Raw genomic sequence first — 21,397 nt, forward strand, 5'->3', positions numbered from 1 at the left:
TCAGGTTAGAGAGAGGTTTTTTTATTCCTGCTTTTTATTCCTATTTCTTTATTTCCGATACCCTACACTTCTACAGTTCAACTATAGCTTTCACCACATGTGTTTCTGGGAGCAACCACTTGTCCATGGCGAAAGGAAGCTCACTTAAAGGCTCCCGATGCGTAATGTAGCCATCCATGCTGAGCTTTTTCTGCCGCAAAGTCGATATCACTTGCTCAAAATCCGCACGCGTTGCATTACGGCTGCCCAATATGCTCATCTCTCGCTTATGAAACTCAGGATCATGAAACGTAATATCGGCTTTGACCAATCCCACATAGATCAGTTGTCCGCCATGAGCTACATACCGAATGGCCTCATTCATGGACTGTACATTACCTGTTGCATCAAATACGGCAGTAGCGTAATCCCCTCCTGTCACTTCAGCTACCTGCTCCACCACTTGGTCTGTTGCCTGTATTACAACATCTACCCCAGCCCAGGTGCGGCTTAGTTCCAATCGGTCCAGGTTCCGATCAATGGCAATTACTCGAGCCCCTGCCTGTTTCGCAAAAGCCATGACACCAAGTCCGATCGGTCCTGCTCCGATGACTATAATCTGCTCCCCAGGCTGCACACCTGCTCTTCTTACGGCATGAGCACCGATACTGAGCGGTTCAACCATCGCTGTTTCATCCAGGCTCAGTCCTTCTGCCTTAATCAAATGGGAAACAGGCACGCTGATTCTTTCGCGCATACCTCCATCCACATGTACTCCCATAACCTGCATGGATGCACAGCAATTGGTTTTCCCTGTTCGGCAGGCAATACAGTGACCACAGTGCAGATAGGGAATAATGCTAACCGGATCTCCAACTTGAAGGCCAGCAGTATTCGGCCCAATGTCATCAATGATCCCTGACAGTTCATGTCCCAGAATACGAGGATAGGTAAAATAGGGCTGGTTGCCTTTATAAGCATGTAGATCCGTCCCGCAGATGCCAATCCGCTTGATCGATACAATGGCCTCATGTTCAGCTCGAATCGGTTCGTCGGTATCCTGTATTGTCAATTGATTGATCTCTTCACACACCACAGCCTTCATCCCTGTTCCCCCTTCGCTGCTCTCTGTTGTGGATCGTTATACTCGGGACGACCACTTGCCCACGTCACGTTATGAACGGGTGCCAGAATGTGCAGTACCTCTGCCAAAAGCTCTTCATCGAGCGGTTCATCTACCCACTCCGCATTATGACGGATGTTATTTACACTTGCGCTGCTCACCAGTGTGGTTGGGATCTGTTCATTTGCCGTTGCAAATTGCACAGCCAGCTTAGCAATATTCACACCTTGCTCTGCACAGAACTGCGCAGCTTCAAGACAGACTTGTTTGACACGTTCATCTGCCGGATGCCAGGCGGGCGTTCCTCTTGTACCTAATAAGCCCATGGACAGAGGCGAAGCATTAACGAGGCCAACTCCCTCTTTTTCCAATAAAGGCAGCAAGGACAATAATGAGGTATCATTCAATGCATAATGACAATACGAGATGATGGCATCGGCATCAATCTGCGGCAGCACTTTCTCGAACAAGGGCAGGGGCAGACCACAGACTCCCGCATGACGAATTACACCCTGCTCTTTCAGTTCCAGCAAGGCTGGATAGGCTTCTTCAATAATGATCTCTGCTGGTGCAAACTCAATATCATGCAGGAACAGAATATCGATATAATCGGTGTGCAATCGATCCAGACTTTCCTTGACACTGTCCTGAATGCGCTTACGGGAAAAATCAAACTCATTCTCTCCGTATCGTCCCGCCTTGGTTGATAAAATATATGAACTGCGCGGCTGGCTTCGTATCGCTTCTCCCAGTACCGTCTCTGCCTTGGTTAGACCATAATAGGGTGACACATCTATATAGTTCATTCCGGCATCCAGAGCTGCATGTACCGTACGAATACCTTCCTCGCGGTCAATATCGCGAAATACCGAACCTAGGGAAGACGCCCCAAAACTCAACACAGGTACATCGAGACCGGTCCTGCCAAGCATCCTTCTCTTCATTCACTTGCTCCTCTCCAGCATGTCTGTTGCTCCGTTTCTTTCATTTTAACAGTTCAATATCATTATAAAATATCGCCATATGCGTAATATGTACTCTTTCATGACCTCGGAATAGCCCATTAAGGCAAGCATCCAACAAAAAAAACACGGATTACCCTTCAATGGGCAACCCGTGTCTTCATTCTAATATCTAGATATAGATAAATTATTCTCTTATTAGTTCTGCATGACAAAATCTTGCTGCACAGAATTCTCTTCTTCATCAAACATCCGCAGAATATCGTATCTTGTATTACGCTGTGCGGGAATGTAACCCGCCTCACGAATAAGCTGAAGAATCGAGCCAATATTGACTTTGTATGTAGCACCCGCAGCGGATACGACATTCTCTTCAATCATCGTGCTGCCGAAATCATTACAGCCAAATTCAAGCGATTTCTTACCGATTTCAGGACCCATGGTTACCCATGAAGATTGAATGTTTTTGATATTATCAAGTACAAGTCGGCTGATCGCTACCGTCTTCAGATATTCTTCCGGAGTTTGGCGCTCCAGTTTCAGATTCGTATTATCCGGTTGGAATGTCCAAGGAATAAATGCCAGGAACCCTTCTGAGTCATATTTGTTTGCAATACACTCATCCTGGGCTTCACGTACACGAAGCAGGTGAAGTGCACGCTCTTCCATCGATTCGCCCAATCCGATAACCATTGTTGCGGTTGTGTTCATCCCGATCCGGTGAGCTGTCTGCATAACGTCCATCCAGTCGCGCCATGAACCTTTCAGACGGCTGATTTTGCGGCGTGTACGGTCATCCAGAATCTCAGCGCCTCCACCTGGCAAGGAATCCAGTCCTGCTTCGTGAATGGCACGTACAACCTCTTCCAGCGTAAGACCGTCCGAAACTTCTACCATTTTCATAATCTCCGCTGGTGAGAAGGAGTGCATGGTAATGTTCGGGAAACGTTCTTTGATTGCTTTTAACAGATCCGTGTAATAGCTGAAAGGCAGGTTGGGATTCGTTCCGCCTTGCATCAGAATCTCAGTACCATTCACATCTTGTGTTTCCTGAATTTTCTGGAAAATCACTTCGTCCGGCAATACATACCCTTCATCTGATCCAGGTCTGCGATAGAAAGCACAAAAACGGCAGTACACATCACACACGTTGGTGTAGTTGACGTTACGCCCAATGACAAATGTTCTGTATGGCTCAGGGTGCATACGCTTCATAATAACATTGGCAGCTGCCCCGATTTTGTCGACTTCATTCGATTCAAACAGCTGAATTGTGTCTTCCAGGTCTAATCGTTCGCCCCGAAGGGCTTTATCTAAGATACGGTCTACCGTACTCATCGTAAAAAGCCTCCCTCATGAAGAGAAATATGTTCACGATCCGTCCCGACTTGTATATATGCCAGCCTTGTGCATGATTGGTTGGTTCCAAACGATTGCGTAGAAATAGAAATTCTAGATGGATTGGAACCTTTCGATCCATTCTGGGTTATTGAAAAAACGGCTCATTGAATCTATGCATAAGACGCATCGCTTGCAAGTGCTGGTGGCAACATCGCATTTCTGTACTCTGTCTATCGTAACACAGGTTACATGTGAAAAAAAGCACCTTATGGAAAGGTGCCCTAAATTTAAGTAAAAATATTGACATATTCATTCTATTATAATTGCAGCTTTTTTAGACTGATTTATTGATTGTTCGGCTAGCCAAAAAAATGATGATTATGATTCCTGAAGCGCCTGATCCAGATCAGCAATCAGATCGTCGATATCTTCCAGCCCGACTGAGAAGCGCAGTAGCCCATCGGTAATGCCCCGTTCAAGTCTAACCTCTGCAGGCATTGCAGCATGGGACATCATCGCAGGATAGGACAGAATACTCTCCACAGCACCCAGACTGACTGCCACGATTGGCAGTTTCACCCGGTTAAGAACCGCTTTGGCACGGTCACCCGAGCCTACGTCAAATGAGACAACCGCTCCATAACCCGTGGATTGGCGCTCGTGAGCTTCACGACCCGGATGCTCCAGCAATCCAGGATAGTATACTGCGGTAATATCGCTGCGTCCGCTAAGCCAGGCAGCCAGCTTCGCCGTGCTTTGTTCACTGTGTGCCATACGAGCTCCAAGTGTTTTCATGCCGCGCATCAGAAGCCAGGATTCTTGAGCACCGAGTACGGTACCAAGCCCATTTTGAAGCTGTTTGAGTTGTCTCCCCAGCTCTTCGGTACGGGCAACGGCAAGTCCGGCAAGTACGTCACTATGTCCACCAAGAAACTTGGTTGCACTATGTACAACAATGTCCACGCCGAGCTCAATCGGGCGCTGATAATATGGCGTCATAAATGTGTTATCAAGAATGGTGATCAGTTCATGTTCCTGTGCCCAGGATGTGACGGCAGCAATATCCGTGATCCGCAGGGTTGGGTTGGAAGGTGTCTCCATATAGACTGCCTTCGTATTCGGCTTAATGGCCGCCTTCACCTCTTCAATATTGGTCATATCCACAAACGTCGTCTCAATTTGCATTCTGCTAAGAATGGACGTGAGCAGGCGGTATGTTCCTCCATACACATCTTCTGTTACGATCATGTGGTCGCCTGCCGAGAACATCAGGAACACACTGGAGATTGCAGCCATTCCTGAAGAGTAGGCGAATCCTCGAGCTCCACCTTCAAGCAGTGTGATGTAATCCTCCAACGCTTGACGTGTCGGATTACCTGAACGGCTGTAATCATGCTGTGGTGGATTAAAGATATCAAAATGATGGAATGTGGACGCCTGGTAGATCGGTACGCTGGAGGCTCCGGTTGTTTTATCCACTTCATCACCAAAATGCAGCAGCTTGGTATCAAACTTCAATTCGGATTGCTTGTTGTTCTGCTCACTCATGATGTACACCTCCTTCAACTTCACGCTGCGCAGCTTCCAGGGCATTTCCCAAATCCGCAATCAGATCGTCTGCATGCTCAATTCCTACGGAGAATCGCAGCAAGCGGTCATCTACACCTACGGCGTCGCGTATTTCGAGCGGGATATCTGCATGCGTCTGCACCGCAGGATACGTCATCAACGATTCAACGCCGCCAAGACTCTCGGCAAAAGCAATTAACTTGATATGGCGCAGCAAAGGTTCAACTAAACGGGCATCTTTAACTTTGAAAGAGAAGATGCCTGTATTTCCTTTAGATTGTTTCTTCTGCACTTCGTATCCAGGGTGATCTGACAAACCAGGGTGATATACCTCCCCCACGGATGGATGTTCCAGCAGATACTTGGCAATGGTAAGTGAATTATACTCATGACGCTCCATACGAAGCGCGAGTGTCTTCATGCCTTTCATCAACTGATAGGAATCACTTGGAGATAGTACCGCACCAATGGAGTTATGCAGGAATGCCATTTCAGCTGACAATTCCTCGCCCTTGGTGATAATCAATCCGGCAAGCACATCGTTGTGTCCACCCAGGTATTTAGTTGCGCTATGAACAACGATATCTGCTCCGAGCTCGATAGGACGTTGGAAGAACGGCGTCAGCAGTGTATTGTCAACAATCGTCAACAGGTTATGGCTTTTCGCCCAGGAGCTGACCGCTTCAATATCCGTAATCATCATAAGTGGATTGGTTGGCGTTTCGATAAATACAGCTTTGGTGTTCGGCTGACGAATGTCTTCCATGGCCACCAGATCATTCGTGTCCACGTAGCTTGCCGTTACGCCAAAACGGGAGAGGATACGCTCTAGAAGACGATACGTTCCCCCATACAGATCCAGCGAGACAATCAGATGATCTCCCTGTCCAAACATGGCAAAGATCGTTTGCAGCGCTGCCATGCCCGAGCTACAGGCAAAACCGGCATCACCTGATTCCAAAGCGGCTGCAGCTTCTTCCAGTACCTTACGCGTTGGATTGGTCGTACGAATGTAGTCAAAGCCTGTGCTCTGCCCGAGCTTTGGATGGCGGAACGCCGTTGATTGATAGATGGGGAAATTCACGGCACCAGTTCCCGGCTCATTGACGGATCCGATTTGAGCCAAGCGGCTTTCGATTTTCAACTTATTGTCTTCCATTGCAGTATCCTCCTGTAATCTCGATTAGATTTGCGGGCCAATATCGTAAGGCGTCTCCTGATACACATAGTAATTGAGCCAATTAGAGAATAATAAGTTTGCATGTGCCCGCCAGGTTGCCGGAGGAACACGGGATGGATCGTCGTTTGGAAAATAGTGTCTTGGCAGTGCGATGTCCAATCCTTTGGATGCATCGCGGTCGTATTCCCATTTCAAGGACAATGGATCATACTCCGCATGCCCTGTCACAAAAATTTGTTTGCCGTCTTTGGTGGCAACCAGGAAAATGCCAGCTTCCTCCGATTCGGCCAAAATTTCGAGGTTATCGTTCTTCTCAATATCCTCACGCCGAACTTCGGTATGACGGGAATGTGGGACATTGAACACTTCATCAAATCCGCGAAGCAGCTGTACATGAGATTTGTTGATCGTATGTGGAAATACGCCAAAACACTTCTCTTCCAGCGGTACCTTAGGTACACCGAAATGATGGTACAGACCAGCCTGAGAAGCCCAACAGATGTGCATGGTCGATGTGACGTTGGTTTTGGTCCAATCGAAGATCTCCTGGATTTCCTTCCAATAATTTACGTCTTCGAAATCCATTTGCTCAACAGGGGCACCTGTAATGATCATCCCGTCAAAACGGCGGTGTTCAATCTCATCAAAGGTTTTGTAGAAAAGATTCAGATACTCCTGTGATGTGTTCTTCGATGTGTGAGACTTGGGATGAACCAGAACGATATCGACCTGTATTGGGGTGTTCCCCACCAAACGAAGCAGTTGGGTTTCTGTTGTTTCCTTAGTAGGCATCAGGTTTAATATAGCAATGCGTAGTGGACGAATATCCTGCTGGTAAGCATGTGTCTCGTCCATTACGAAGATGTTCTCACCTGCGAGGACTTCCTTGGCAGGCAGTGCGTCTGGAATTTTGATTGGCATGATGTACAACTCCTCCTTGTGCATAGATAGATGCAGCCATCACAGGTTTGATGTTTTCACATCAATACTGTTCTAGACTGCCATGAGCTTGTCTATAGGTGGAGAATTGCAAAAAGCGCAGCGCTCTAACCTGACAAACTCAAGTTCCATAGCGAAAATCAGTGCTGAGAAGTCGGTGCATATAACAAAGACCTTCCTCGGATTCCGAGAAAGGTCATATGTAAATAGATATGCGCCTCTCTCATCTCTCAGTTACAACAGTGCCTCAATGGACACTTAGTCGCTGCAAGAATTAGCACCGTGCGGTATACCGCCGGTTGCCGGGTTTCATCGGGCCAGTCCCTCCACCTACTCTTGATAAGATTTCGCCTTATTCAATTGTGTATTTAGTGTACTTCACCGTCTACTTTAAAACATTAATCCTCTCACGTCAAGCATGTAGTTTTATGTCTGTTCATGTAGACCGGAACCGTTTGTCTATCGCTGTCATACACTGCTTCAGGGCGCGAAATAGACACATTTTTGCGCTTGAAAGCACCATGTACCAGCGGTATACTAAACAAGTGTTGCAAACCCTTATGTGAGAGGTGACATATTCAATGGATGGCGACCCGAGGCCTGACTGTCAGCCGTATTCCGACAAACTGCATAGAGAATTGACATCAGCATGCCGGCAGCGGGACGTTATTTCCGTTTGGTTATAGAGCGAACGCACTCCTGACTTCCAGGCTCCGCTGCCGACCGGCTGATCTGTTCTTTTTGCGCCCATATTGATGAAAATCCGCCTGTTTGGCGGGTGCAGAAGGAGTGGATGAACGATGAAAATCCGGTTGGTAAACAACGGTGTATTTATCCCGGTGGACGATATTGAGCAGGCGCTAACGCCACCAGCTGAGGGATTTTACTGGATTGATGCAGACGTTGATGATCTGGCGGTACTTCAGCCGCTGTTCATGATGCATGATCTGGCTGTAGAGGACTGTTTGAGTGATGAAGAGCAGCGTCCGAAGATTGAAATTTATGAGAGCCATTATTTTATTGTCGTAAACAGCATTCGTTTTGATGATGAAGAGATCTTTTTGCGTGCGGTTAACCTGTTTCTAGGGAGACACTATATCATTAGTGTTACGAAGCAAAAGGTCAGCGAACTGCGGACCTTGAAGCCTATTCTGTGGGAACAGGAAGTCAGCACCCCGGATCGTCTCCTGTATCTGTTGGTCGATTTGATTGTGGATAACTACTTTACCGTCGGCGACCGGATCGAAGCACGCATTGAGAAATTGGAAGAAGATATTTTGATGCATACGAAAAAGTCCCATTTGAATGAAATTATCGGGCTGCGCAGTGAAATTCTGTGGCTCAAAAAAGTGCTCGGACCTCAAAAAGAGGTCATCAACACGCTGAATAAAAAAGACTTGCGTCTGATCGATGATCAACTGCAGAAGTACTTCAGTGACATCTATGAGAATGCTGTGAAAATATCCGAGACATTTGAGACTTATCGAGACCTGATGGGAAACTTGCGAGAAGCTTACCAATCCAGTATCGCCAACCGGGCGAACGAAATCATGCGCGTGTTTACCGCCATTACAACGGTGTTCATGCCCCTGACAGTCATTACCGGCATCTATGGGATGAACTTCAACAACATGCCTGAGCTGGACTGGAAGTATGGATATTTTGTAGTCATTGGCCTGATGGTGACCCTCGGCCTGAGCATGTTCTTTATTTTCCGCAAAAAAGATTGGATCTGAACGTATTCATTCAAAAAGACGAAGCACTCCATCCAGGGAGAAACAGCTTCGTCTTTTTTTCTGTACTCAAAAACTTCTCTCAAAACGATATGGGGTGTCTAGCCGACGTTCTGCTCTGTTTCTAACTGTCTTCGGAATCGAATGCGGATCATGCGCAATCTCTCGTACACTTGCTCCAGATTACCGCTAACCGGTTTATCCCCGCCGTATACTCTATGTAATACAGGTTTCAGGAAACTGTCTCCCAGCTCCTCGTATGCACTCCAGACCGCCTCCTGTTCCTGCTCAGGCATGACCGCAAGCTCTGCATCCAGGAGGCTATCCGTATCATAACCTTCCGTATCGAGTGTCTCCAGCAGTTCAATCAGCTCTCTGCGGGATAGTCCGGAGCGGTTCACAATCTCTTCAAGCGTATACCCTTCCTTCATACCCTCAAGCACCTGCTTGCGAGTGGTGAATTTGTCCAGCTCCTGCTTATACTTCTGTTCTTTTTGCTTGTACAACCAGCTCTCATATTCATCTTCGGACAATACCGTTTGTACCCAATCAAGTGGAAAAGCCGTAGAACGCTCTACTCCGCTTGTTAGCTCCATCCACTCCTGACCGTATTCACTTGCCTTGCTCTCCCCAACACCTGGTAACTGCATGAGTTCATCCATGGTTTGTGGTACGAATGCACTGATCATGCGCAGCAAACGATTCGTTGCAATAAAGTATGGGGCCTTCCGGTCAGACGCAGCCCTTCTTCTCCGCCAAGTGCATAGATCAGCATATAATTCTTCATTGCCGTAGCGTTCACTATAACAATGAAGACGCTGTCCACCATAACTGCGTAATTTCAGATCATCCGTCTCATGAAACAGTCCCTGAATCAATGGCCGGTAACCTTCACTCATTCGAATCGCCAACTGGTGGCGATAAATATGGAGCAGTTCTTCCCATGAGCTCCCCTCATACCAGATGCTGTCTTCGCGATCTCCTTCCTCATAATGGCTCCACCCGAGATGCCAGGCTCCTTCCTCCTCACCAATCCACAACTGAGCGTGTTCTTCATGTTGACCTGACAATTTGGATAATCTGTTCATGAAAATGACTTCCATTGTTTCCCCTCCTTAATATTGCAGCCTATTCACAGTTAGATGAGCCGCCTCCAGGCAACAAAAAAAGCACCTCTCCTGCAAATTCATTGCAAGAGAGGTGCTTCCTCATTAACCGTAGTATGCTGTTGCTCATATCTTACCACAATGGAAAAATTCGTCAACCACTTGTGATCAATTGAATTACTTGTTCAAAGCCAATTTGGCCAAGGCCAGCGATCCGCACAAACCGGCATTGTCACCAAGGCCTGGCGGAACGACATACTCGTCGATCCCCGAGTGAAGGGCCGGATGCTGAACATATCCATTTAACAGCTCCTGCAATTTGCTGCGTACCATAGGGAACAAATGCTCCTGCTTCATGACCCCACCACCCATCACAATTTTTTCCGGAGTGAGAATCAGTACATAATTCATGAGTGCATGCGCCAGATAATGTGCCTCAATCTCCCAGGCTTTGTGATCTGCTGGCAGCTCATATGCCGGCTGGTCCCAACGTTTATTGATAGCTGGTCCCGCTGCGAGCCCTTCCAGACAGTCCCCGTGGTATGGACAAAAACCTTCATATGTATCCTCAGGGTGTCTGCGTACAATAATATGTCCCATCTCTGGATGAGATAAACCGTGAACCATTTTACCGCCTACGACTGCTCCGGCACCAATACCTGTTCCGACAGTGATATACAGACAGCTCTCCAGTCCTTGTGCTGCTCCCCAGGTTGCTTCTCCAAGCGCAGCTCCGTTTACATCCGTATCAAACGTCATCGGCACATCAAAATGTTCCTTGAGTTTACCAATGATATCATATTGCCCCCAATGAGGCTTCGGTGTCGTTGTAATATATCCGTACGTAGGACTTCCTTCAATCGGGTCAATTGGTCCAAAAGAACCTACGCCCAAAGCTTCAATCCCTTTGCCTTCAAAGAAAGCGATAACCTGCGCCATCGTTTCTTCCGGTGTCGTTGTAGGAAAACTTACCCGTTCAAGCACCTCACCATTTTCAGTTCCAATCCCACATACAAATTTGGTTCCCCCAGCTTCAATTGCGCCTAAAATCGTCAAGTTAGTCACACTCCCAAGTTAGTTTAAAGTGAAATTCATCTTTGGTTCTGGACGATGATATGTTGTGAATCTATTGCCCGCTCTCCAGCTTATCCAAACGTTTCAACAACGTTTGCCTCCAGCTATCTGACAGCGATGGAATAGCCAGTAATGCACGCATGCCGGTGGCATCCTTCTTGCCCTGATGCATGACCCGGTTGGCCTCCAGAATGGTCATGGATGCAGGGTCTGTGCGGATACGCCTGAACGGAGAGTCAGGAGCGACTTCTCCCTCCTCCAGCACGCGAAAATAGAAGCCGGTAAAGCCGCTTTCCTGAAAATATACAGGCAGCTCTTTGAAATCATACCGGGCAGCGAGCTTGAAGCAGGGTTGTCTTGGCTGGCTAACCTGAACCAAGGCTCCGCCCAGTTCATATACATCACCAATCCGGACTTGATCCTCGGAGCAGCCTTCCACCGTTAAATTCTCACCACAAGCTCCCCAGTCCAGCTTGCGTTCCATCAGCTGTTCCAGTACGGAATACCGACTGTAATCGTATACACAAACAGCCTTATCCGGTCCGCCGTGATTCTCCAGGTCCGCCTGGCCATCTCCTGTCATTCCAGTGAATGACAGGAAAACCGGGCCGGATACGGGAAGTTTGACAATGCCGCTCAGCACTTCACGTTTCTGGCCAGGCAATGGCTGAGGCTGGCCCACATTAATGGCAAGAACAGATGTATTACGTTCTGCTGACTGTTGATCATGTGCGATTGTCATGTGCTTCATACCTCCCATACGATTAGTACTTTAACGGACTGAGCCGCCAAAAACGAGTGTATTACTTAACAGCCGCCCTGGTGAAGTTAACATCTTCCCACCTGCATACAAGCCCGAGGAAGCTCCACCATCCAGATTCATGGCCTGCTTGGCACCAAGCTTCTGCATGACTGCCGCCCATTCCTTAATGGTGGCTCCCGACACAGTTGCAAGCATTACTGAACCGTCAGCCATGATTGCGATGCCGCTTCTGGCACCCGAGGCATTCAGAATCTTGGTATCCTTGAATCCTTCGCTGGTTGGGTTCACGGCGACTTTACCGTCTTTCACAAGACGAGGACCAGCACCAACAGCAGTTACTACGTCTTCCCAGGGAATCTCTTTGCCTGATGCATTGGTATATTTATAGTTCATTTCTACAGTCGAACCCACGGCGAAGCGATCTGCAGTAGATTTCTGATTGCCTGTAAAGACCAATACAGATCCATTCTTCGGAATCGCTACATTGTTATTGGCTACTTTTTTGGTGACAATCCCTTTCTCCATCACAACTGCAGTACCACCCTTGAATCCAACTTTTGGGCCGCGCTCCGGAGTATAGAGCATTGATATGCTCGCATTCGCAGAAGGTGTACGGTTAATGAATGTTGCGTACCAGCTGCGTGACTTACCTGCTGAATCGGTAACTTTACCTGTAAGACTTACCTGAAGTGAATCCATAATTGCTGTTCCATCTTCCTTGAAACCTATCGTTGTTCCGTATCGTCCAATATGTATTACTTTTCCATTTGCTATCAACATGCCATAAGGATCTGGTGCTCCATTATACGCTTCAAAAAATGCCCCATTAATGGCTGCTTGAGCACCGTATGATTTTACAATGGAAGGCAATGTTGCCGTTTGTCCTACCTGTTTCTTGGCTAACCCTACAGTCACCGGTGTTCCTTTGGGGATGCTTACCGTTTGTACGGTAAAATTTCGTCCTGCTGCTTTTACTTTCTGTACTTTGGTGCTAATTGCCGCTTTTGCATCAGCTGTTTGCGGAGCGCTTACTGCGCCTGATAGTAATACCGGCAAAGCCAGGACGAGGGCCATAGCCCCTGTCCACCACTTTCTACCGGCACGTTTTGTCTGCATGTTGCTCACCCTATTGCCACTCCCATCCAAGAGCCCAGGCTCTTCATCTCAAGTTGTTCGAACTTGTCCATCACCATATCCGGATCAAGACGCAATTCACATACATCCAGTGCACAGGCTACCGGAACAGCGCAGTGAATCTCTGCCAGTTTACGGGACAGATGCAGCATGTCGAGATCATTCTCGATTTTTTTACGTACCGATGGCGTGAGTTTATCCAGATTATCCAGAATACCCTCAATGGTGCCATATTCCTGCACGAGTTTTAGAGCTGTTTTCTCACCGATTCCACGTACTCCAGGGTAATTGTCACTTGCATCCCCCATCAGACCTTTCATATCAATGACTTGACGAGGAGTCAACTGCTTCTCTGCCATGAGAGATTCCGGCGTATACACCATGTAATTGCCGTGACCTTTTTTCATAATAATAATGCTTGTCCGGTCATTGATCAGCTGCAGCATATCATGGTCACCGGTCAGAACCATCACGTTCATATCCGTCTGCTCCGTATAATACTTGGCCAGTGTACCGATGCAATCATCAGCTTCATACCCTTCTGCTCCAATATTCGGAATACCCAGGCTGTCCATGACTTCACGGATCAATGCAAACTGGGGAATCAGATCATTCGGTGCTTCAGGACGATTGCCTTTGTATGCCGCGTACTCTTCACCGCGAAACGTCTTGCCACCCATATCCCAGCAGCATACCACATGACTTGGTCCGAAAGTCTGAACCGCATCCCAGAAATAACGGATAAATCCGTATACCGCGTTGGTTGGCAAGCCTGCCTTTGTCCGTCTGATATATCCGCTTGCAGATGTCGCATAAAATGCACGGAACAACACCGCCATACCGTCTACCAGCAACAAAGTAGGTTCATTACGTTGATTCACTTGATTTTGTTCTCTCCTATCTGTATATAGCAAATAAAATATCGAAACTAATTCTATCATTATAGCATAGTTCCGCCAAGCATCGTTCAGCCAAAAAAGCCCTGAATATTGAACATTTCAGGGCTGCTAATCGGCTTCATTTATGAATGGACAGACACGTCACTCAGCCTATTGCTAAGCGTTCTTCCATTCCTGCTCATACGTCTCTTCCTTGAATCCTACGGTCACCTGTTCCCCATCCGTTACGATTGGACGCTTAATCAGACGGCCATTGGAAGCAAGCAAACGAATCTGTTCTTCAGCAGACATGCCAGGCAGCTTGTCCTTCAACTGCTGCTCCTTGTACACTTCTCCACTTGTATTGAAAAACTTCTTCACTTCAAGTCCGCTCTTCTGAATGAGGTCGGTTAATTCTGCCTCGGACGGGGGTGTGTCAAAAATGGGGAATAACTCCAGCTCATGGCCTTGAGCTTCAAGCCATTTTACTGCTTTGCGACAAGTTCCGCACTTTGCATACTGGTATACTTTCAGTTTACTCATTACATTTCCTCCTAAGTGCTCCGGTTTCAGGTTGCTCCGGTTTCTATTTCTCGCTTTCCTTGGTTTGCTTCGCAAATCCAAAAGTCGCTCAAAATTGATACCATCGCAACGTAGTTGTTGTTAGAGCACATCACTTTTCTCAAAAAGACCCTCAGGCTAACGCTGCATTTCTCTAAGAAATTGCTGTCTTCTACATTATTGAGTAGAGTAGGTTAATTCCATTATCCTTCGTTGATTCATTTAGTTTCCGCATAGCAGCTCTTCCCTTGGCTTTGCCTCGGTATCTAAACGTTTCTCCAGCGCAGCCATATCTGAAGGAAGAGGTGCATGGAACGTCATGCGTTCCTGTGTAAGTGGATGAACAAACGACAGCTCGCAGGCATGCAATGCCTGGCGATCGATCCACGAGTCCCTTTCTTCTCGCATGGCAGCCGTTTGTTCGTCAATCTCATCCTCAGGTAGTGTCTTGTACATTCGATCACCGATCAAGGGACATCCGACAGAAGTCATATGTACACGAATCTGATGCGTTCTGCCACTCTCCAGCTTCAGGCTGACCGCACTAGCAGTCCCTCCGTTCCACCGGGTTACCGTGCTGTACAACGTTCTTGCTGCGTAGCCGTCAGGTGTGACAATACGGCGATGAGGCTCCTCCGGATCACGATCAATAGCGCCATCAACGGACCCCTGTTCAGGAGCAGGACTCCCATGCACAAACGCAATGTATTTTTTATCTACGGTTCCTGCGATCATTTGTTCAGACACATGCTGATGCACATATGGATTTTTGGCAATAGCCAGCACCCCGGAAGTCTCCTGATCCAGACGATGAATGGGTCTAAACCGGAAAAGCTCTCCCTTGGACTTCCAGTAATGAACAACCCCATTCGCCAACGTGCCTGTATAGTGTCCATGTGTCGGATGCACAATTACGCCGGCATCCTTGTTAACAATAAGCAAATGCTCATCTTCATACAAAATGGAAAAAGGAATGGATTCCGGCAAAATGTCATCCGATTCCTCCTGTTCCATCCGAATCTCCACGATATCTCCAGCCGATACCTTCACGCTGATATACACGCGTTCTCCATTTAACATAATTCCCTGCTCCGTGATCTTCAGCCTGGACAAGAGCTTGCGCGATACCTGCAGCCGCCGCTGAAGCACGGTTTTCAGCAGCCAGCCATCTTCATGTTCGGGAACGGTGTAGACAATCGGCGAGTAATAGCCGCTCATTCTTTGCGGCGGAACACTTTTTTGCTCCGTACATATTCAATATCCGACACCTGCTGTCTGGCATTGGCGGTCCGTGCTACAACGAAGAAATAATCAGACAGACGGTTCAAGTAACGTCGTACCGAAGGATTAATATCCGTATGCTGTCCCAATGTTACCGTGCGGCGCTCTGCACGGCGGCACACCGTACGGCACACATGAAGCGCTGAAGACAGCGGGCTGCCTCCCGGGATAATGAACCGTTCCACTTTCGGGTTCTCCGCATCATACTGATCAATCCATTGTTCAAGCCGGGTGACCATGTCATCCCGCACTTTGTATTTGGTTTCGCTGATTTTCACAAATGCCAGGTCCGACCCGCAATCAAACAATTCTTGCTGAACCTCCAGCAAATGTTCGCGCAAATCCTCGAATTTCCCCTCTGTATCATCGATCAGACTGATTGCCTGGCCGACAAAACAATTCAGTTCATCGATGGTACCGTAAGCTTCAACGCGGTCGTCATCTTTGATCACCCGTCCTCCGATGACCGAAGTTTGCCCTTCATCACCTGTTCGTGTATAGATGCCCATTTGCAATCCCTCCAAATGTTTAATTTCATTCACATGGCAAAACATCGGTTAATTATTAACATGCCTGCCCTTCTAATCTCAACTTAACCAGTATACTTGACCTCTGCTTGATACGGAAATGCATTTTTTTCAGAAACCGCTTGTACCCTTTGCGCGTATATATGAATTGGCGTGCTCTGCCCGAGTATACGTCAAATTCAGGTAAATCAAAAGTAGAGGAGACGATTATGCAAAACTGGATAACCGATTTCATGGAACAATACGGCTACATAGGCATCGCACTCATTATTGCGCTCGAAAACGTATTTCCTCCCATTCCTTCGGAGATTATTTTGCCTTTTGGCGGATTTATGACAACGTACACCAGCCTTACTCTTCCAGGTGTTATCATTGCGGCTACTATCGGTTCTGTGCTGGGTGCAGTGATTCTCTATGGAATCGGATTGCTGATTGATGTGGAGCGTCTGGAGAAAATTGTAGATCGCTGGGGACATATTCTGCGAATCAAAAAAGAAGATATCCACCGTGTTGATGCATGGTTTGACAAATATGGAATGTGGACTGTACTATTCTGCCGCATGGTGCCACTTGTTCGCAGTCTCATCTCCATTCCGGCAGGCATGTCCAATATGAAATTCGGTTTATTCGTCCTCTTCACCACCATCGGGACACTCGCCTGGAACATTATTTTGGTCTCGGTTGGGGCCGCGCTTGGCGCTTCTTGGGAAAACATTTTGCACTTTATGGACGTCTATTCATTGGTGGTATATGCGCTGCTCGCCATTATCCTGGTTGGATGCGCAATTTGGTGGATCAGACGTATGAAAAAAAGCAAATAGAACCGGCGTCTCACGCAGCTGAATTGTAATCATACATTTCTAAATATAAATAAGCCTCCGTACCACAGTTTGTGGTACGGAGGCTTTTGTTTTGCCTGTTATCTTGACCTATTATACTCAGATATCGTGGTACCGTACTTCTCGCTTCTTCAAATCAATGGCTAGTCCCGATACCACCATGTACATGCGTTCCGAGTGAGACTGCAGTGCACGATTCACCGAAGCCATCCTTGCGGCAAAAATACGCTCCTCTTCCGATGGATATAGGGAACCCTGCATTTCATTGGTAATGACCAGCAGCTTGCCCTGATAAGATAGTAAAGCATCAAGCAGCTGTTGTGTATGTACGCGTTGTTGATCAAGATCATCCGTTGCTCTAAATCCGGCAGCCATCCACGATGTCAGGCTGTCTACTATGACAATTCGCTGATCAGCCAGAAACAAATTCGATTCCCGATTGATCTGGTGAATGACTTCCGTCAGGTGATGGCCATTTCCGGCTGAAATGGCTCGATAATGAGCGGATGGCAGTTCCGGTATCACCGGATCATGATCGCCTGTGGATAAATAGATTCCTTCCCGGCTGATTTGAGCTGCATAACCTAGGGCAAACCTGGTTTTACCACTACCTATCCCGCCAGTGACCGTAATCAGCAATCCGCTCCCCTCCTTCAGTTACCATACTTATACGCTATTCTGTCAGCGCCTTCAGCACTTTTTTGGATTCTTCAACATTGGCAGCCGATAGCGGAATGGTAGCAAACAGATTTTGGGCGGCATATTCCACATCCTTGAACATCTGCATATCTTCGAGTGGGATGCCATAGAGATGGGTTTCTTGCTTCATATCGGTGCCATTGTCTCCCTGGCCATCCTCAACTAACACCCCGCCCTCAAATACACCACGCTCATACTTCTCAGGATCAAATGTATCATCCAGTGGAATATTGGAACCATTGCTTCCGTATTGTTTCATATCTGCCTCTGGCAAAATAAAAATATCATGACTGCCTGCTGCGTATTCTACCATAATTTTCTGTACATCATACATGGCGCTTGTAATGACTTCCACTTTAGGTTCCTCACCCAGTTTTTGCTGCAGATTGGCCTGTAACTGTTCTCCGATTACCGATGGATTACCTTGATTATCAATGATAAAAATGGTAAATCCGTCTTTATCACCACATCCAGCGAGCAGAAAAATCAATGATACGAGTGCTGTTAGCCCCCAAAATCTCTTCATTCCAGTTCCCCCTTTAGTCTCCTTAGTACAATATATCACAATTGTTCCACGCAAAAAAATAGCCCTTACAAATATGAGATTCTTATTCCCACCAAAAAAAGAAGACCCTAAAGGTCTCCTTTAACATTCATATGGGTAACGTTTTCGTAACTATCAATTTATCTCCCTTTTATCGGGTTAGCTTTCATATATTCATTGATCTTCAGATCCAATAAACTGCTGATTTCAATCACAATTTCAGAAGTAAAGGATTTCTCCTCCATAAAAATCTGTTCCATCTTGCGACGAAGCATGTGGATCTCATCTTCCAAGGAAATGTCATGCAAAGATTCGTGATCTGGTCTCACCGACCATCGGTCGCCTTGATCGCCTTCAGCCAGGTATTGCCCACGATTAGTCGGTAAATCATATTCTACACAAAACAATGCTAACCCCTCCTTGGAAAATTAGTTTCCAAATATATGAAAAACATATTTCAAATTGAAATTATATCACAATATTTTGTAAATGAAAGTTATTTTTTTCTAAGTTGCAAAATGTCCACATTTCCGAGAACGCCTTACTTCTAATTAACCCTCTTTTTGCAGTTTGTAAACAAAATTTCCGATTCGTTCCAAAGCTTCATTCAATTGGGTCACTGAAGTGGCATAAGAACAGCGCAAGAAACCTTCTCCCTGTGGGCCAAACACGTTACCAGGAACAGCAGCAACTTTATTTTCGGTCAGGAGACGTTCGGCAAAAAGATCAGAGTTCAGGCCCGTATTTTGAATACTCGGGAATGCATAGAAGGCTCCCTGAGGTTCATGGCAATCCAGGCCGATGTCTCGGAATCCCTGTACGATAAGACGTCTGCGCTGATTGTAGGATTCGACCATGCGGTCTTTCTCTCCCAGTCCATTCGTTAACGCCTCAAGCGCTGCGACCTGTCCCATCGCTGGAGCACACATTACGGTATACTGGTGGATTTTCAACATGGCTGCGATAAGTTCCGGATGACCGCACATATAACCAATCCGCCAACCCGTCATGGCAAAAGCTTTGGAGAAGCCGCTCACAAGAATCGTCCGCTCCTTCATATCGGGGATTGAAGCGAAGCTGACATGTTTTTGAGTATACGTCAGTTCTGCATAAATTTCGTCAGCAATGACGATCAGGTCATGCTTTTTGATGACTTCTGCGATGGGCAGCCAGTCTTCGTACGTCATAATCGCACCGGTCGGATTGCTTGGATAACACAAAATCACCACTTTGGACTTCGGTGTGATGGATGCTTCCAGCGACTCTGCAGTCAATTTAAATTGGTTTTTGGCATAGGTTTCGACACCCACAGGAACTCCTCCGCCAATTGAAGCAATTGGTGAATAGGCCACATACGAAGGCTCCGGAATGAGAATCTCATCTCCTGGCACAATCAATGCACGCAGAGCAAGGTCAATCGCCTCACTGCCGCCAACCGTAACGATAATTTCATCCTTGGGATCGTACTTGGTATCAAATTGAGTATCCAGGTAATTACTGATGGCCTCTCTCAATTTGGGCATCCCAGCGTTGGATGTATAACTTGTCATACCTCTCTCGAGGGAGTATACGCAAGCTTCACGCATGTGCCAAGGGGTAACAAAGTCAGGTTCTCCGACACCGAGCGTAATTATATCCTTGTTGTCACCAACCAGGTCGAAAAACTTCCGAATCCCGGATGGGGGTATCTGCTGAACCAGAGGTGCCAGATACGAGGTCATCTTCTTGTTGTTCCCTGTTGTCTGTTCATTCACTATCATGACACATCTTCCTTTACGGCGAGATCATGAGACGGTTATCTTCCTGATGGTCTTCAAAAATGATCCCGTCCTGTTTATATTTTTTAAGAATAAAATTGGTTTTGGTTGAAAGCACAGAATCGATTGGAGACAGCTTCTCTGATACAAAGTTAGCGACTTCACGCAGGTTGCCACCTTCTACTTCTACGAGCAGATCGTATGCACCTGACATGAGATAGACGGATTTCACTTGTGGATACAAATAAATGCGTTCGGCGATGCCCTCAAAACCACGACCACGTTCCGGTGTGATCTGTACTTCAATCAGGGCTGTCACTTTCTCATCGTCGATTTTGCTCCAGTTAACCACCGTAGCATACTTTACAATAACGTGGTCCTGTTCGAGCTGGGCCACAGCGTTCTTGATCTTGTCTTCTGACTCCCCAAGCAGTGTAGACAGCAGCGCCGGAGACCTTCTTGCGTCTTCCTTCAACAGATCCAGAACTTTTAATTGCAGATCGTTCAAATCTTTCATGACTTTCCCTCCAGCGTCATCCAGGTTCCTGAAAATGAATTAATACTTATATTACATGAATTTAACGTCTGTGCAAAGCTAAAAACCGCCTGCCCTCAATTCGGGCAAGCGGTGGTATGGTCTGGACAATCTATGCTTCAATCCTTATTTCTCGGTTATGCTTCAACCTGTTCGCAAAAAGGTTACATGTAATAAGGGTTACCGTAATTAGGTTGATGCTGAGGCACATTAGGCGCCTGGCTGTATGGACTGGAAAGGGTATTCTTTTCCTGAATGAACTGATGACACTTCTGCTGCGTTTGTTGTGCAGACTGGATCGATTTGTCCAGCTCGCTCCGAGAGGCTTTGGAAGAAGCAGAATACATGTTGTTCTGCTGCATCAGGTTAAACAGCTCTCCTTGCAATCTAAGGGTATCGTTCGTCAGATCTGTAAACATTCTGCGGGTAACAGGGCAGGAAGATTCAGTCGTTGCTGTAGTGTATTCACGGGAAGTTCGTCTTAAATCCGCAAGAATCGACTTCAGCAGATCCTGCTCCTGCATAAAATTTCCACCAGATGACAAAGATTGAGAGTACACGCGGTTTCCTCCTATACATTTAATATCTTGGGACTACCTAAGACTGTGTTGGTGCAAGGGACTGATGCTGCTGAAGAGCATTGACGAGTGTGTTCAGATGCTGTTCATGTGAACGTACATACTGGTTCAGAGCTTGCTGGATTTGCGGGTTATGTGTGATGGAAGCTGTTGCTGCACACTGTTTGATCAGCATTTCTTCATTGGAGATCGAATCCGCAATGTAGTTCAGTTCCTTGGGGCTAAGCGCCTGCATCTGCGTATTTTGCATGTGCTTTTTTCCTCCTTAACCTAAAGTTTATGCGAATTTATTGTT

24 protein-coding genes and 1 riboswitch are annotated in these 21,397 nt (G+C 46.9%); of the genes, 2 read left to right on the plus strand and 22 right to left on the minus strand.

Annotated elements, in window-relative coordinates:
• Positions 1 to 70: 70 nt before the first annotated feature.
• The 7 genes from CHH60_RS10065 to CHH60_RS29755 form a co-directional block, all read right to left on the minus strand.
• Complete coding sequence (locus CHH60_RS10065) at positions 71 to 1,084, minus strand: zinc-binding alcohol dehydrogenase family protein (RefSeq protein ID WP_095359087.1); 1,014 nt, start codon at positions 1,082 to 1,084, stop codon at positions 71 to 73.
• Positions 1,081 to 2,046 (minus strand): aldo/keto reductase, encoded by a 966-nt coding sequence (locus tag CHH60_RS10070; protein ID WP_095359088.1) that lies wholly within the window; start codon positions 2,044 to 2,046, stop codon positions 1,081 to 1,083. Before CHH60_RS10070 ends, CHH60_RS10065 begins: the two co-directional genes overlap by 4 nt.
• 216 nt (positions 2,047 to 2,262) lie before the next feature.
• A complete protein-coding gene (mqnC, locus tag CHH60_RS10075; RefSeq protein ID WP_095288286.1) occupies positions 2,263 to 3,402 on the minus strand; it encodes a cyclic dehypoxanthinyl futalosine synthase in 1,140 nt (379 codons plus the stop codon).
• 381 nt (positions 3,403 to 3,783) lie between these two features.
• Entirely contained in the window at positions 3,784 to 4,953 is a 1,170-nt protein-coding gene (locus CHH60_RS10080) for a trans-sulfuration enzyme family protein (protein ID WP_095359089.1), read from the minus strand.
• Positions 4,946 to 6,133, minus strand: coding sequence for a PLP-dependent transferase (locus tag CHH60_RS10085; RefSeq protein WP_095359090.1), 1,188 nt, complete (start codon positions 6,131 to 6,133; stop codon positions 4,946 to 4,948). The genes CHH60_RS10080 and CHH60_RS10085 overlap by 8 nt, the downstream gene beginning before the upstream one ends.
• A gap of 24 nt (positions 6,134 to 6,157) precedes the next feature.
• Positions 6,158 to 7,075: a homoserine O-acetyltransferase MetA gene (gene metA / locus CHH60_RS10090; protein WP_095359091.1), complete on the minus strand. Its 918-nt coding sequence runs from the start codon at positions 7,073 to 7,075 to the stop codon at positions 6,158 to 6,160.
• Between the two features lie 238 nt (positions 7,076 to 7,313).
• Positions 7,314 to 7,439: riboswitch (SAM riboswitch) on the minus strand.
• Between the two features lie 261 nt (positions 7,440 to 7,700).
• The gene (locus tag CHH60_RS29755; protein ID WP_176476026.1) at positions 7,701 to 7,844 is read right to left on the minus strand and encodes a hypothetical protein; all 144 of its coding nucleotides are present in this window, start codon (positions 7,842 to 7,844) and stop codon (positions 7,701 to 7,703) included.
• Positions 7,845 to 7,893: 49 nt separating this feature from the next.
• On the opposite strand from CHH60_RS29755, the gene corA reads away from it, so the two are divergent.
• Positions 7,894 to 8,829, plus strand: coding sequence for a magnesium/cobalt transporter CorA (gene corA / locus CHH60_RS10095; protein WP_095288290.1), 936 nt, complete (start codon positions 7,894 to 7,896; stop codon positions 8,827 to 8,829).
• A 98-nt stretch (positions 8,830 to 8,927) separates the two neighbouring features.
• On the opposite strand, the gene CHH60_RS10100 is transcribed toward corA, so the two are convergent.
• The 8 genes from CHH60_RS10100 to CHH60_RS10135 form a co-directional block, all read right to left on the minus strand.
• The gene (locus tag CHH60_RS10100; RefSeq protein ID WP_095359092.1) at positions 8,928 to 9,929 is read right to left on the minus strand and encodes an HRDC domain-containing protein; all 1,002 of its coding nucleotides are present in this window, start codon (positions 9,927 to 9,929) and stop codon (positions 8,928 to 8,930) included.
• Positions 9,930 to 10,109: 180 nt separating this feature from the next.
• Positions 10,110 to 10,988 carry an ROK family protein gene (locus CHH60_RS10105; RefSeq protein ID WP_095359093.1) on the minus strand — a complete coding sequence of 293 codons (879 nt, stop codon included), beginning with the start codon at positions 10,986 to 10,988 and terminating at the stop codon, positions 10,110 to 10,112.
• Positions 10,989 to 11,058: 70 nt separating this feature from the next.
• On the minus strand, positions 11,059 to 11,748 hold the full coding sequence (locus CHH60_RS10110; RefSeq protein WP_095359094.1) for an MOSC domain-containing protein: 690 nt from the start codon (positions 11,746 to 11,748) through the stop codon (positions 11,059 to 11,061).
• Between the two features lie 30 nt (positions 11,749 to 11,778).
• Entirely contained in the window at positions 11,779 to 12,885 is a 1,107-nt protein-coding gene (locus CHH60_RS10115) for a phosphodiester glycosidase family protein (RefSeq protein WP_255247885.1), read from the minus strand.
• Between the two features lie 5 nt (positions 12,886 to 12,890).
• Positions 12,891 to 13,784, minus strand: a complete 894-nt coding sequence (locus tag CHH60_RS10120; RefSeq protein WP_095359096.1) for a 5'-3' exonuclease — start codon at positions 13,782 to 13,784, stop codon at positions 12,891 to 12,893.
• A 174-nt stretch (positions 13,785 to 13,958) separates the two neighbouring features.
• Positions 13,959 to 14,324: an arsenate reductase family protein gene (locus tag CHH60_RS10125; RefSeq protein ID WP_095359097.1), complete on the minus strand. Its 366-nt coding sequence runs from the start codon at positions 14,322 to 14,324 to the stop codon at positions 13,959 to 13,961.
• Between the two features lie 240 nt (positions 14,325 to 14,564).
• Positions 14,565 to 15,560 (minus strand): RluA family pseudouridine synthase, encoded by a 996-nt coding sequence (locus CHH60_RS10130; RefSeq protein ID WP_095359098.1) that lies wholly within the window; start codon positions 15,558 to 15,560, stop codon positions 14,565 to 14,567.
• On the minus strand, positions 15,557 to 16,132 hold the full coding sequence (locus CHH60_RS10135) for a cob(I)yrinic acid a,c-diamide adenosyltransferase (RefSeq protein ID WP_095359099.1): 576 nt from the start codon (positions 16,130 to 16,132) through the stop codon (positions 15,557 to 15,559). Before CHH60_RS10135 ends, CHH60_RS10130 begins: the two co-directional genes overlap by 4 nt.
• 227 nt (positions 16,133 to 16,359) lie before the next feature.
• Here CHH60_RS10135 and CHH60_RS10140 point away from each other — a divergent pair, with 227 nt between their 5' ends.
• Complete coding sequence (locus tag CHH60_RS10140) at positions 16,360 to 16,971, plus strand: DedA family protein (RefSeq protein WP_095359100.1); 612 nt, start codon at positions 16,360 to 16,362, stop codon at positions 16,969 to 16,971.
• 117 nt (positions 16,972 to 17,088) lie between these two features.
• On the opposite strand, the gene CHH60_RS10145 is transcribed toward CHH60_RS10140, so the two are convergent.
• From CHH60_RS10145 to CHH60_RS10175, 7 genes are all read right to left on the minus strand, one after another.
• Entirely contained in the window at positions 17,089 to 17,628 is a 540-nt protein-coding gene (locus tag CHH60_RS10145; RefSeq protein ID WP_176476027.1) for a bifunctional adenosylcobinamide kinase/adenosylcobinamide-phosphate guanylyltransferase, read from the minus strand.
• Between the two features lie 34 nt (positions 17,629 to 17,662).
• On the minus strand, positions 17,663 to 18,214 hold the full coding sequence (locus tag CHH60_RS10150; RefSeq protein ID WP_095359102.1) for a hypothetical protein: 552 nt from the start codon (positions 18,212 to 18,214) through the stop codon (positions 17,663 to 17,665).
• Positions 18,215 to 18,372: 158 nt separating this feature from the next.
• A complete protein-coding gene (locus CHH60_RS10155) occupies positions 18,373 to 18,594 on the minus strand; it encodes an aspartyl-phosphate phosphatase Spo0E family protein (protein ID WP_307721001.1) in 222 nt (73 codons plus the stop codon).
• A gap of 189 nt (positions 18,595 to 18,783) precedes the next feature.
• On the minus strand, positions 18,784 to 19,992 hold the full coding sequence (locus CHH60_RS10160) for an aminotransferase class I/II-fold pyridoxal phosphate-dependent enzyme (RefSeq protein WP_095359104.1): 1,209 nt from the start codon (positions 19,990 to 19,992) through the stop codon (positions 18,784 to 18,786).
• 13 nt (positions 19,993 to 20,005) lie between these two features.
• Complete coding sequence (locus tag CHH60_RS10165) at positions 20,006 to 20,506, minus strand: Lrp/AsnC family transcriptional regulator (RefSeq protein WP_095288304.1); 501 nt, start codon at positions 20,504 to 20,506, stop codon at positions 20,006 to 20,008.
• A 182-nt stretch (positions 20,507 to 20,688) separates the two neighbouring features.
• Positions 20,689 to 21,084, minus strand: coding sequence for a spore coat protein (locus CHH60_RS10170; RefSeq protein ID WP_095359105.1), 396 nt, complete (start codon positions 21,082 to 21,084; stop codon positions 20,689 to 20,691).
• Between the two features lie 37 nt (positions 21,085 to 21,121).
• Positions 21,122 to 21,352, minus strand: a complete 231-nt coding sequence (locus CHH60_RS10175; protein WP_095359106.1) for a hypothetical protein — start codon at positions 21,350 to 21,352, stop codon at positions 21,122 to 21,124.
• Between the last annotated feature and the right edge of the window lie 45 nt (positions 21,353 to 21,397).

The sequence above is a fragment of the Paenibacillus sp. 7523-1 genome, assembly GCF_002276415.1.
GTDB lineage: Bacteria > Bacillota > Bacilli > Paenibacillales > Paenibacillaceae > Paenibacillus > Paenibacillus illinoisensis_A.

What these genes read in the sequence shown, in the direction of transcription:
- CHH60_RS10080 (WP_095359089.1), bottom strand. Translation starts at nt 4,953, where the DNA reads ATGAGTGAGCAGAACAACAAGCAATCCGAATTGAAGTTTGATACCAAG.
- CHH60_RS29755 (WP_176476026.1), bottom strand. Translation starts at nt 7,844, where the DNA reads ATGGGCGCAAAAAGAACAGATCAGCCGGTCGGCAGCGGAGCCTGGAAG.
- CHH60_RS10165 (WP_095288304.1), bottom strand. Translation starts at nt 20,506, where the DNA reads ATGAAAGATTTGAACGATCTGCAATTAAAAGTTCTGGATCTGTTGAAG.
- CHH60_RS10150 (WP_095359102.1), bottom strand. Translation starts at nt 18,214, where the DNA reads ATGAAGAGATTTTGGGGGCTAACAGCACTCGTATCATTGATTTTTCTG.
- CHH60_RS10135 (WP_095359099.1), bottom strand. Translation starts at nt 16,132, where the DNA reads ATGGGCATCTATACACGAACAGGTGATGAAGGGCAAACTTCGGTCATC.
- metA (WP_095359091.1), bottom strand. Translation starts at nt 7,075, where the DNA reads ATGCCAATCAAAATTCCAGACGCACTGCCTGCCAAGGAAGTCCTCGCA.
- CHH60_RS10130 (WP_095359098.1), bottom strand. Translation starts at nt 15,560, where the DNA reads ATGAGCGGCTATTACTCGCCGATTGTCTACACCGTTCCCGAACATGAA.
- CHH60_RS10100 (WP_095359092.1), bottom strand. Translation starts at nt 9,929, where the DNA reads ATGGAAGTCATTTTCATGAACAGATTATCCAAATTGTCAGGTCAACAT.
- CHH60_RS10160 (WP_095359104.1), bottom strand. Translation starts at nt 19,992, where the DNA reads ATGATAGTGAATGAACAGACAACAGGGAACAACAAGAAGATGACCTCG.
- CHH60_RS10070 (WP_095359088.1), bottom strand. Translation starts at nt 2,046, where the DNA reads ATGAAGAGAAGGATGCTTGGCAGGACCGGTCTCGATGTACCTGTGTTG.
- CHH60_RS10085 (WP_095359090.1), bottom strand. Translation starts at nt 6,133, where the DNA reads ATGGAAGACAATAAGTTGAAAATCGAAAGCCGCTTGGCTCAAATCGGA.
- CHH60_RS10175 (WP_095359106.1), bottom strand. Translation starts at nt 21,352, where the DNA reads ATGCAAAATACGCAGATGCAGGCGCTTAGCCCCAAGGAACTGAACTAC.
- CHH60_RS10140 (WP_095359100.1), top strand. Translation starts at nt 16,360, where the DNA reads ATGCAAAACTGGATAACCGATTTCATGGAACAATACGGCTACATAGGC.
- corA (WP_095288290.1), top strand. Translation starts at nt 7,894, where the DNA reads ATGAAAATCCGGTTGGTAAACAACGGTGTATTTATCCCGGTGGACGAT.
- mqnC (WP_095288286.1), bottom strand. Translation starts at nt 3,402, where the DNA reads ATGAGTACGGTAGACCGTATCTTAGATAAAGCCCTTCGGGGCGAACGA.
- CHH60_RS10125 (WP_095359097.1), bottom strand. Translation starts at nt 14,324, where the DNA reads ATGAGTAAACTGAAAGTATACCAGTATGCAAAGTGCGGAACTTGTCGC.
- CHH60_RS10115 (WP_255247885.1), bottom strand. Translation starts at nt 12,885, where the DNA reads ATGCAGACAAAACGTGCCGGTAGAAAGTGGTGGACAGGGGCTATGGCC.
- CHH60_RS10110 (WP_095359094.1), bottom strand. Translation starts at nt 11,748, where the DNA reads ATGACAATCGCACATGATCAACAGTCAGCAGAACGTAATACATCTGTT.
- CHH60_RS10065 (WP_095359087.1), bottom strand. Translation starts at nt 1,084, where the DNA reads ATGAAGGCTGTGGTGTGTGAAGAGATCAATCAATTGACAATACAGGAT.